The sequence below is a fragment of the Streptomyces sp. SID1328 genome, assembly GCF_009865595.1.
GTDB classification, from domain to species: domain Bacteria; phylum Actinomycetota; class Actinomycetes; order Streptomycetales; family Streptomycetaceae; genus Streptomyces; species Streptomyces griseoluteus.
Window position 1 is genome coordinate 1 of the sequence record NZ_WWKH01000580.1, and the last position, 202, is coordinate 202.

1 protein-coding gene is annotated in these 202 nt (G+C 79.2%); it reads right to left on the bottom strand.

Annotated features, from left to right (window positions below; all coding sequences use genetic code 11):
* A partial coding sequence (locus GT030_RS37395; RefSeq protein WP_161201973.1) for a hypothetical protein occupies positions 1 to 202 on the bottom strand: 202 nt, incomplete at both ends.

The following is a 202-nucleotide window of genomic DNA, read 5'->3' on the forward strand; positions in this document are numbered from 1 at the left end:
CGGTGGTCTCCTCGGGCTTCTCGGCCTCCTCCGCCTCCTCGGGCTCGCGGACACCGGCGGCCTGCGCCGCGGCCTCGGCGGCGGCGCGCTGCGGGGTCTGGAACCTCGGCTCGGTGAAGACCGGCGCCTGGAAGGTGGCCACGGCGGGGCGGGCGGTACGTCGCGGGGCGTCACCCTCGGCGGGGGCGGGAGCGGAGAACCC